This window comes from Pseudomonas sp. KCJK8993 (assembly GCF_046230915.1).
In the GTDB taxonomy this organism is placed as follows: domain Bacteria; phylum Pseudomonadota; class Gammaproteobacteria; order Pseudomonadales; family Pseudomonadaceae; genus Aquipseudomonas; species Aquipseudomonas piscis.
The window spans coordinates 34,165-44,734 of the sequence record NZ_JBJJLO010000047.1; the positions used below are offsets into that span (position 1 = coordinate 34,165).

Annotated in this window: 10 protein-coding genes; 2 read left to right on the forward strand and 8 right to left on the reverse strand. The window is 65.7% G+C overall.

From position 1 onward, the window contains the following. The first annotated feature begins 12 nt into the window (after window positions 1-12). Window positions 13-462: a RidA family protein gene (locus ACK6AU_RS16705; protein WP_185700686.1), complete on the forward strand. Its 450-nt coding sequence runs from the start codon at window positions 13-15 to the stop codon at window positions 460-462. Window positions 463-525: 63 nt separating this feature from the next. Here ACK6AU_RS16705 and ACK6AU_RS16710 read toward each other — a convergent pair whose 3' ends face one another. The 8 genes from ACK6AU_RS16710 to gcl form a co-directional block, all read right to left on the reverse strand. Next, entirely contained in the window at window positions 526-1,527 is a 1,002-nt protein-coding gene (locus ACK6AU_RS16710; protein ID WP_068578499.1) for a sulfate ABC transporter substrate-binding protein, read from the reverse strand. Window positions 1,528-1,618: 91 nt separating this feature from the next. Further along, on the reverse strand, window positions 1,619-2,443 hold the full coding sequence (locus tag ACK6AU_RS16715; protein WP_022643080.1) for an ion transporter: 825 nt from the start codon (window positions 2,441-2,443) through the stop codon (window positions 1,619-1,621). Between the two features lie 21 nt (window positions 2,444-2,464). Next, window positions 2,465-3,382 (reverse strand): urea transporter, encoded by a 918-nt coding sequence (locus ACK6AU_RS16720; protein WP_185700685.1) that lies wholly within the window; start codon window positions 3,380-3,382, stop codon window positions 2,465-2,467. Between the two features lie 107 nt (window positions 3,383-3,489). After that, entirely contained in the window at window positions 3,490-4,905 is a 1,416-nt protein-coding gene (gene pyk, locus ACK6AU_RS16725) for a pyruvate kinase (RefSeq protein ID WP_022643083.1), read from the reverse strand. After that, window positions 4,895-6,175, reverse strand: coding sequence for a glycerate kinase (locus ACK6AU_RS16730; RefSeq protein ID WP_409300133.1), 1,281 nt, complete (start codon window positions 6,173-6,175; stop codon window positions 4,895-4,897). Before ACK6AU_RS16730 ends, pyk begins: the two co-directional genes overlap by 11 nt. A gap of 152 nt (window positions 6,176-6,327) precedes the next feature. Next, a complete protein-coding gene (locus ACK6AU_RS16735; protein WP_022643085.1) occupies window positions 6,328-7,221 on the reverse strand; it encodes a 2-hydroxy-3-oxopropionate reductase in 894 nt (297 codons plus the stop codon). Window positions 7,222-7,321: 100 nt separating this feature from the next. After that, a complete protein-coding gene (gene hyi / locus ACK6AU_RS16740; protein WP_185700682.1) occupies window positions 7,322-8,104 on the reverse strand; it encodes a hydroxypyruvate isomerase in 783 nt (260 codons plus the stop codon). Between the two features lie 144 nt (window positions 8,105-8,248). Continuing rightward, the gene (gene gcl / locus ACK6AU_RS16745) at window positions 8,249-10,024 is read right to left on the reverse strand and encodes a glyoxylate carboligase (protein WP_185700681.1); all 1,776 of its coding nucleotides are present in this window, start codon (window positions 10,022-10,024) and stop codon (window positions 8,249-8,251) included. 267 nt (window positions 10,025-10,291) lie between these two features. Between gcl and ACK6AU_RS16750 the strand changes: the two genes are divergently transcribed. Further along, the coding region (locus tag ACK6AU_RS16750; protein WP_409300136.1) for a GlcG/HbpS family heme-binding protein at window positions 10,292-10,570 on the forward strand (279 nt) is incomplete at its 3' end.

Genomic DNA, 10,570 nt, shown 5'->3' on the forward strand with positions numbered 1-10,570 from the left:
CGGGAGTGCCTTATGGAAAAGTCGACGTTCAATCCAGCCAGTGTGTTCAATTCGCTGCAATACGGCTTCAGCCAGGCCGTGGAGGTGCGGGGCGGGCGGCGCCTGCTGCTGTCCGGCCAGGTGGGGGTGGATGAACATGAACGCACCGTGGGCACGGGCCTGCGGGAGCAGACCGAGCAGGCCTTCGACAATATCCAGCGGGTGTTGGCCGAGGCCGGTGGAACGCTGGCGGATGTGGTGATGCTGCGGATCTACATCGCCGAAGCCGCCCGCGACCAGCAGGAACACATCAGCGCGGTGCTGCTGGAGCGCTTTGCCAGCCAGCCGCCGGCGTCTTCGTGGATCATCGTCAGCGGCCTGTCGCTGCCCGAGTGGCTGATCGAAGTCGAGGCCGAGGCGGTGCTGGAGGAGCAGCACCAGGTGGCCACGGCGGCGTTGTTCAATCCGGCACGGGCACTCTGAACTCGCCATCAGGCATGAAAAAAGCGACCACCAGGGTCGCTTTTTTCATTCACCCGCGAGGGGTCACTTGGCGTTGGTGTAGATCTGGTCGAAGATCCCGCCATCGTTGAAGTGGGTCTTCTGTACGCTGCGCCAGTCGCCGAAGGTCTTCTCCACCGAGAGGAAGTCGACTTTCGGGAAGCGGTCGGTGAACTTGGCCAGCACCTTCGGATCCCGTGGGCGCAGGTAGTTGTTGGCGGCGATCTCCTGGCCTTCCGGCGACCACAGGTACTTCAGGTATTCCTCGGCGGCGGCGCGGGTGCCTTTCTTCTCCACCACCTTGTCCACTACCGACACCGGAGGCTCGGCTTCGGCGGAGACGCTCGGGTAGATCACCTCGAACTGATCGCGGCCGAATTCGCGGGCGATCATTTCCGCCTCGTTCTCGAAGGTCACCAGCACGTCGCCGATCTGGTTGGTCATGAAGGTCGTGGTGGCGGCGCGGCCACCGGTGTCCAGCACCGGCGCCTGCTTGAACAGCTTGCCGACGAAGTCCTTGGCCTTGTTCTCGTCGCCGCCGTTCTTGAGCACGTAGCCCCAGGCCGAGAGGTAGGTGTAGCGACCGTTACCCGAGGTCTTGGGGTTGGGCACGATCACCTGCACGCCGTCCTTGAGCAGGTCCGGCCAGTCCTTCAATGCCTTGGGGTTGCCCTTGCGCACGATGAACACCGTGGCGGAGGTGAAGGGGGCGCTGTTGTCCGGCAGGCGGGTGACCCAGTTGTCCGGGACCAGCTTGCCGTTGTCCGCCAGGGCGTTGATGTCGGTGGCCATGTTCATGGTGATGACATCCGCCGGCAGGCCGTCGATCACCGAGCGCGCTTGCTTGCTGGAGCCGCCGAAGGACATCTGCAGGGTGATGTTCTCGTTGTGCTCGGCCTTCCAGTGTTTCTGGAAGGCGGCGTTGTAGTCCTTGTAGAAGTCGCGCATCACGTCGTAGGAAACGTTGAGCAGGGTCGGTGCGGCCTGGGCGGCGCCGGCCAGGGCCAGGCCGGCGGCCAGGAGCGAAGCGCTGAAGAGTTTTTTCACTGCACATTTCCTTTTATTCGAGAGTGAAGGCAATTTGCCGCCGACTATAGCCGGGGCGCTATATCTCTTTAAAGATTGAAAGGGACTTTGCTTATTCCATTTTCTTGAACAGCGCATTGCCGCAACGTGAGCAGAAGGCGGCGGCCGGCTCGTGGCTGTTCTTGCGGCACACCGGGCAGTCGTGCTTCTGCTGCTCGCCGCGCATGGCGCTGGCCAGCTCGGCGGTGAAGATCCCGGTGGGCACGGCGATGATCGAGTAACCGGTGATCATCACCATGGACGAGATCACCTGGCCGATCACCGTCTTGGGCACGATATCGCCGTAGCCCACGGTGGTGAGGGTGACGATGGCCCAGTAGATGCCCTTGGGAATGCTGGTGAAGCCGTGCTCCGGACCTTCGACCACGTACATCAGGGTGCCGAACACCGTGACCAGGGTGCAGACGCTGAGCAGGAACACCAGGATCTTCTGCTTGCTGCCGCGCAGGGCATCGAGCAGGTAGTGGGCCTGCTTGAGGTAGGGCGCCAGCTTGAGCACGCGAAAGATCCGCAGCATGCGGATGATGCGGATGATCAACAGGTACTGGGCGTCGCTGTAGTACAGGGCGAGGATCCCGGGGACGATCGCCAGCAGGTCCACCAGGCCGTAGAAGCTGAAGGCATAGCGCAGCGGCTTGGGCGAGCAGTACAGGCGCAGCCCGTACTCGATGGCGAAGATCAGGGTGAAGCCCCATTCGATGTACGCCAGGACGTTGGCGTAGTCGCGGTGCACCTGGTCGATGCTGTCGAGGATCACGATCACCAGGCTGGCGAGGATGATCAGCAGCAGGGTGGTATCGAAGCGTCTTCCAGCCACGGTGTCGGTCTGGAAGATCATCACGTAGAGGCGTTGCCGCCAGTTGTCGCTGTTACCCATGGAAATCGCCTGAATCGAAGATCAGCGAAGCCTAGGTGGATTCGTTGCGCTAGCGCAAGGCGCGTCGCGGCGCGGGGTGCGGCCCAACACCCGGTTGCAGGCCAGCACCAGCCAGCAGGCGAGGACGAAGGGGCCGGTGAGTGGGGGCAAGCCTATCGCGGCGATGCCGGGGGTGATCAGCAGCGCCAGGACCATGCCCAGCAGCGGCCACCAGGGGCGCAGGCCGATCTGCCCCAGCGCCAGGGCCACCAGCGCGCAGTTATAGCCGGCCAGTCCCGAGAGCGCCTGGCCGGGCTCCTGCAGCATCGCCGCCACGCCCAGGCCGAACCCCGAGCCGCCCAGGGCCCAGATCGCCGCCCGGCGGTTGGCCAGCAGCAGGCCGGCGAAGACCAGCAGCCCCGCCAGCCAGTCGCCGAGGAACATCACCTGGCCCAGGCCCTGGAACAGGCCGCCCAGCAGCCCCATGGGCGATAGTCCGGTGGGCGCCGGGTTGGCGGCCAGCGGCGTGAACAGGCCGGCCAGGAGCCAGCCGAGGCCGACGAAGGGCGCGGTATAGGCCGGCAGCCGGGCGGGTTGCCGGGCGCGCTTGAGCCACTGCTGGGTGAGGATCGCGCTCAGGCCGCCGGCGGCGATGATCAAGGGCGGCAGCAAGATCGTCCAGGGCAGGTACAGGCTCAGCAGCAGCCCGAGCAACACGCCGTTGTAGCTGAACAGCCCGGCTTGCCGGTCGGCCTTGGCGTAGCCCCGTTGCTGGGCCGTCAGCAGCCCGGCCAGGGCGCCGAGCAGGGCGCCACCGAGCAGCGCCGGGGCGCAGGCCAGGATCGCCAGCAGGCACAGCAGGCCGCACAGCGGGTCGCGCTGGAGAAAGATCTGGCTGAAGCCATTGAGCAGGGCAGTGGCCCAATCGGGGCAGAAAGCGTTGAACGACTGTGACGGCATGATGGATATCGGTCAGTGCGGCCGCTGTTGGCTGCGTCCGGTCCATACGGCTCCCTCTCTGGAGAGTTCTGGATGGAGCGGGGCCGCAGCACCGGCAGTGGGGCAGGTCAGAGAAGGGTTTCGACACGCAAGGAGTTAGTCGTCCCCGGCTGGCCGAACGGCACACCGGCGGTGATCACCACCGTGTCCCCACGCTGCGCCAGGCCTTGGGCCTGGGCGATCTCCAGGGCCGTACTGCAGACTTCGTCGACCTGGCGCAGGCGGTCGTTGACCACCGAGTGCACGCCCCAGGCCAGGGACAGGCGGCGCGCGGCCTGCAGGTTGGGGGTCAGGTTGAGGATCGGCACCGACGGCCGTTCCCGGGCGGCGCGCAGGGTCGAGCTGCCGGACTCGCTGTAGTTCACCAGTACCGCCACCGGCAGGATGCTGCAGATACGCCGGATCGCGCAGCTGATGGCATCGGACACCGTGGCTTCGGCCTGGGGCCGGTTGACGTCCAGTTGGGTTTGGTAGTCCGGCCCGGTTTCCACCTGGCGGATGATCTTGCTCATCATCTGCACGGCCTCCAGCGGGTATTCGCCGGAGGCGGTTTCCGCCGAGAGCATCACCGCGTCCGTGCCTTCGGCCACGGCATTGGCGACATCGGTGACTTCGGCCCGGGTGGGCGCCGGGGAGAAGCGCATGGACTCCAGCATCTGCGTGGCCACCACCACCGGCCGGCCCAGCTGGCGGCAGGTGGCGATGATGTCCTTCTGGATCTGCGGCACGGCTTCGGCCGGCACCTCGACCCCCAGGTCGCCCCGGGCCACCATGATCGCGTCGCTGAGCTCGGCGATGTCCCGCAGTTGCGCCACCGCCGAGGGTTTCTCGATCTTGGCCATCAACAAGGCCTGGTTGCCGATCAGTTCCCGGGCTTCGCGAATATCCTGCGCGCGCTGCACGAACGACAGCGCCACCCAGTCCACCCCCAGTTCCAGGCCGAAGCTCAGGTCGCGGCGGTCCTTGGCGGTCAGCGGGCTCAGCTCCAGCACCGCCTGGGGCACGTTGACGCCCTTGCGATCCGACAGCTCGCCACCGGCCAGCACCGTGGTGTCGATGGCCTCGGCATGCCGGGCGTCGACCCGCAGGCGCAGCTTGCCGTCATCCAGCAGCAGGTCCATGCCGGGCTCCAGCGCGGCGATGATTTCCGGATGGGGCAGGTTGACCCGCCGGGCATCGCCCGGGGTCGGGTCCAGGTCCAGGCGCAGCGCCTGGCCGCGTATCAACTGGACCTTGCCGGCGCTGAAGGTGCCGACCCGCAGCTTCGGCCCCTGCAGGTCCATGAGAATCCCCAGGGGTTGGTTCAGCTCGCTTTCCACCTGGCGGATCCAGGCGTGGCGCTGGGCGTGGTCGGCATGGCTGCCGTGGCTGAAGTTGAGGCGGAAGATGTTCACCCCGGCTTGCACCAGCTCACGGATATCCTCGATACCGTCGGTGGCCGGGCCCAGGGTGGCGAGGATCTTGACCTTCTTGTCAGGCGTCATGTTGGGTGGTCTCGAGAATCAGGATGGCGCGGAAGTCGTTGACATTGGTGCGGGTCGGCTCGGTGACGATCAGGCTGTCCAGGGCCGCGAAGTAGCCGTAGCCATTGTTGTTGTCCAGCTCGTCGCTGGCGTTCAGGCCCAGGGCCGTGGCACGGGCGAAGCTCTCCGGGGTCATGATGGCCCCGGCGTTGTCCTCGGAGCCGTCGATGCCGTCGGTGTCCCCAGCCAGGGCGTAGATGCCGGGATGGCCCTTGAGGCTGTCGGTCAGGCTCAGCAGGAACTCGGCATTGCGTCCGCCACGGCCGTTGCCGCGGACCGTGACCGTGGTCTCGCCGCCGGACAGGATCACGCAGGGCGCGGCCAGGGGTTGGCCATGCAGGGCCACCTGGCGGGCAATCCCGGCGTGGACCTTGGCCACCTCGCGGGACTCGCCCTCCAGGTCGCCAAGGATCAACGGGCTGAAACCGGCCTGGCGCGCCTTGACCGCCGCCGCCTCCAGGGATTGCTGGGGCCGGGCGATCAGCTGGAAATGACTGCGGGCCAGGCACGGGTCGCCGGGCTTGACGGTTTCCGACTCGGGGCTCTGCAGCCAGGCGCGTACCGCCGGCGGTACCTCGATGGCGTAGCGCTGGAGAATCGCCAGGGCCTGGGCCGACGTGCTGGGATCGGCCACCGTGGGCCCGGAGGCGATGACCGTCGCCAAATCGCCGGGAACATCGGAAATCGCGTAGGTGTGCACCGTGGCCGGCCAGCAGGCCTTGGCCAGGCGCCCGCCCTTGATCGCCGAGAGATGCTTGCGTACGCAATTCATCTCGCCGATGGTGGCGCCGGACTTGAGCAGCGCCTTGTTCAGCGCCTGCTTGTCGGCCAGGGTGATGCTGGCGGCGGGCAGGGCCAGCAGCGCCGAGCCACCGCCGGACAGCAGGAAAATCACCCGGTCCTGTTCCGTCAGGTCGCTGACCATCTCCAGCACGCGTCGGGCCACGTCCAGGCCGGCGGCATCGGGCACCGGATGGGCGGCCTCGACCACTTCGATCTTGTGACAAGGGGCGCCGTGGCCGTAGCGGGTCACCACCAGCCCGCAGACTTCGCCCTGCCAACTGCGTTCGACCACCTGGGCCATGGCCGCGGCGGCCTTGCCGGCGCCGATGACGATGACCCGGCCGCTGCGGTCGCTGGGCAGGTGGGCTTCGAGGACATGTTGCGGATGGGCGGCGTCGATGGCTGTGGCGAACAGCTCACGCAGCAATTGTTGCGGATCGGCCGGCATGGCGGGCTCCCGGATTCTTGTTATGGGGGACGTGGAACAGGTGTAGTCGCCGCCGGGGGCGGCGCCAGGGTCGGCGGGGCCCGTCCATGGCCCGCAGCGATGCGTTTCCCGCGGACCTCGGCACAGCCCGGGGCGGCGACTACGAATACGGCTTACTGCTTGTCGCGGATCGAGAAGTTGGCCATGTGCTCCAGGCCCTTGATCAGGGCCGAGTGGTCCCAGTTGCCACCACCGATGGCGTTGCAGGTGCTGAACACCTGCTGGGCGTTGGCGGTGTTGGGCAGGTTGATGCCCAGCTCGCGGGCGCCGCTGAGGGCCAGGTTGAGGTCCTTCTGGTGCAGGTTGATACGGAAACCCGGGTCGAAGGTGCCCTTGATCATGCGTTCGCCATGCACTTCCAGGATGCGCGAGGAGGCGAAGCCGCCCATCAGCGCTTCGCGCACCTTGGCCGGGTCGGCGCCGTTCTTCGCGGCGAACAGCAGCGCTTCGGCCACGGCCTGGATGTTCAGGGCGACGATGATCTGGTTGGCCACCTTGGCGGTCTGGCCATCGCCATTGCCGCCGACCAGGGTGATGTTCTTGCCCATGCTCTGGAACAGCGGCAGGGCGCGTTCGAAGGCCTGGCTGTCGCCGCCGACCATGATGCTCAGGGTCGCGGCCTTGGCCCCGACTTCACCGCCGGACACCGGGGCGTCCAGGTATTGCGCGCCTTTTTCGTTGATCTTGGCGGCGAAGGCCTTGGTCGCGGTGGGCGAGATCGAACTCATGTCGATGACGATCTTGCCCTTGCCGATCCCGGCGGCCACGCCGTCGGCGCGCAGCAGCACGTCTTCGACCTGCGGGGTGTCGGGCACCATGATGATCACGAACTCGGCTTCCTGGGCCACGTCCTTGGGGGAGGCCAGGGCCACGGCGCCGGCGGCGATCAGGTCGGCCGGGGCCTTGCCGTGGTGTTCCGAGAGCAGCAGGCTGTGGCCGGCCTTCTGCAGGTTGGCGGCCATGGGGTGGCCCATGATGCCGGTGCCGATGAATCCGATTTTAGCCATGGGGAAAATCCTCTTTTTATTGCTCTATCAGGTTGCGGGGTGCCAAGGCATCCATCTCGCGGGCAGCCTGGCCCTCGATGAACGATGACGCGATGGCCGATCAGATGGCGTTGTGGCTCTTGAGCCAGCCCAGGCCCGCTTCGGTGGTGGTCAGCGGCTTGTACTCGCAGCCGACCCAGCCCTGGTAGCCGATGCGCTCCAGGTGCTCGAAGAGGAAGCGGTAGTTGATCTCGCCGGTGCCCGGTTCGTTGCGCCCGGGGTTGTCCGCCAGCTGCACGTGGTTGATCTGCTCCAGGTGGTTGGCCAGGGTCCGGGCCAGGTCTCCTTCCATGACCTGCATGTGATAGATGTCGTACTGCAGGAACAGGTTGGCACTGCCGACCTGTTCGCGGATCGACAGCGCCTGGGCGGTGTTGTTCAGGTAGAAGCCGGGAATGTCGCGGGTGTTGATGGCTTCCATCACCAGCTTGATGCCCACGGCCTGGAGCTTGTCGGCGGCGTACTTGAGGTTGTCGACGAAAGTCTTTTGCACCAGGGCCTCATCCACGCCCTGGGGGCGGATGCCGGCCAGGCAGTTGACCTGGGTGTTGCCCAGGACCTGGGCATAGGCGATGGCCAGGTCGACCCCGGCGCGGAACTCCGCGACCCGGTCGGGCAGGCAGGCGATGCCGCGCTCGCCCTTGGCCCAGTCGCCGGCCGGCAGGTTGAACAGCACCTGGGTCAGGCCGTGGGCGTCGAGCTGGGCCTTGATTTCGGCCGAGCTGAATTCATAGGGAAACAGGTACTCGACCCCGCTGAAGCCGGCATCGGCGGCGGCCTTGAAGCGAGCGAGGAAATCCTGCTCGGTGAACAGCATGGACAGGTTGGCGGCAAAACGCGGCATGGTGGTCTCCTGTGGATCTATCAAGTCCTGTAGTCGCCGGGGCAGTAGGCGCCAAGGCCCGGTGGACCCTGGCGGCGCTCGAAGACGGGGTTGGCTTGGCGCTCGAGCGCGGGCCTGGACGGCTACGGGAGTCGTGCTGGCTGGTTAGTCGAGCAGGGCGATGGCGGTGGGGGCGTCGTTGCCCACCAGCGCCAGGTCCTCGAATTCGTTGATGGCGTTGATCTCGGTCCCCATGGAAATATTGGTCACCCGTTCCAGAATGATCTCCACCACCACTGGCACCTTGAAGGTTTCGACCAGTTCCTGGGCCTGGCGCAGGGCCGGTTGGATGTCCTTGGGCTCGAATACTCGCAGGGCCTTGCAGCCCAGGCCTTCGGCCACCGCGACATGGTCCACGCCGTAGCCATTGAGCTCGGGAGCGTTGAGGTTGTCGAAGGACAGCTGTACGCAATAGTCCATGTCGAAGCCGCGCTGGGCCTGGCGGATCAGCCCCAGGTAGGAGTTGTTCACCACCACGTGGATATACGGCAGGTTGAACTGCGCACCCACCGCCAGCTCTTCGATCATGAACTGGAAGTCGTAGTCCCCGGACAGTGCCACCACCTTGCGGCTCGGATCGGCCTTGACCACCCCCAGGGCCGCCGGAATGGTCCAGCCCAGCGGGCCGGCCTGGCCGCAGTTGATCCAATGGCGCGGCTTGTAGACGTGGAGGAACTGCGCGCCGGCGATCTGCGACAGGCCGATGGTGCTGACGTAGCAGGTGTCCTTGCCGAACACCTGGTTCATTTCCTCGTAGACCCGCTGCGGCTTGACCGGCACGTTGTCGAAGTGGGTCTTGCGTTGCAGGCTGGCCTTGCGTTGCTGGCAGTCATGCAACCAGGCGCTGCGGTCCTTGAGCTTGCCGGCCGCTTGCCATTCGCGGGCCACTTCCAGGAATACGGTGAGGGCGCTGCCAGCGTCGGAAACGATGCCCAGGTCGGGAGTGAAGACCCGGCCGATCTGGGTTGGCTCGATGTCCACGTGGATGAACGTGCGACCTTCGGTATAGACGTCCACCGAGCCGGTGTGGCGGTTGGCCCAGCGGTTGCCGATGCCCAGCACCACATCGGACTTGAGCAGGGTGGCGTTGCCGTAGCGATGGGAGGTTTGCAGGCCGACCATGCCCACCATCTGCGGGTGATCGTCGGGAATGCTGCCCCAGCCCATCAGGGTCGGGATCACCGGGATGCCGGTGAGTTCGGCGAACTCCACCAGCAGTTCGCTGGCATCGGCATTGATCACCCCGCCGCCGGCCACCAGCAGCGGCCGCTCGGCCTGGGCCAGCATGGCCAGGGCTTTCTCGGCCTGGACCCGGGTGGCCGAGGGTTTAGCCAGGGGCAGGGGCTGGTAGGCGTCGATATCGAATTCGATTTCCGCCATCTGCACGTCGAACGGCAGGTCGATCAGTACCGGGCCCGGGCGGCCGGAGCGCATTTCATGGAAGGCTTTCTGGAAGGCGTAGGGCACCTGGCCCGGCTCCAGCACGGTGGTGGCCCACTTGGTCACCGGCTTGACGATGCTGGTGATGTCCACGGCCTGGAAGTCTTCCTTGTGCAGGCGGGCCCGTGGTGCCTGGCCGGTGATGCAGAGGATCGGGATGGAGTCGGCCGAGGCGCTGTACAGGCCGGTGACCATGTCGGTGCCGGCCGGGCCCGAGGTGCCGATGCACACGCCGATGTTGCCGGCCTTGGTGCGGGTGTAGCCCTCGGCCATGTGCGAGGCGCCTTCGACATGACGAGCGAGCACATGATCGATGCCGCCGACCTTCTGCAAGGCAGAGTACAGCGGGTTGATGGCGGCGCCCGGGATGCCAAAGGCGGTGTCGACCCCTTCGCGGCGCATCACCAGAACGGCGGCTTCGATTGCTCTCATTTTGCTCATTATTTTGTGCCTCTTACGTTTTGTAATTGTATACAAGTGGCTTTGCGCAGAGTGTATTCACGGCAAGCTACGCAGGTCAATGGCTTTTCTTGGACGCTATCGGCTGCGCTTTCAGCCCTGATAAAGCGGTGTCATTTTGTCGCATGGGCTATATTTCAGTAAATATTGTATACAAAAACAATGTTCATTGTGTTCTATTCAGTGCATCTAGCTTCTCCTGAAAGAAGCTCCACCAGGCTTTCCAATAACAAGATGAGGACGGCACCCATGAGCGCTTTAACCTTGAAAGTCGCGGTCAACCTGGCCAACCAGGCCATCCAGGCGGGGCGCAAGATCAGTGCCGCGCCGCTGGCCATCGCGGTACTCGATGCCGGTGGTCACCTGGTGGCCTTGCAAAGGGAGGATGGCGCCAGCCTGCTGCGCCCGCAGATCGCCATCGGCAAGGCCTGGGGGGCGATCGCCCTGGGCAAGGGCTCGCGCTTGCTGGCGCTGGATGCCCAGCAGCGCCCGGCCTTCATCGGCGCGCTCAACGGCCTGGGGCAGGGC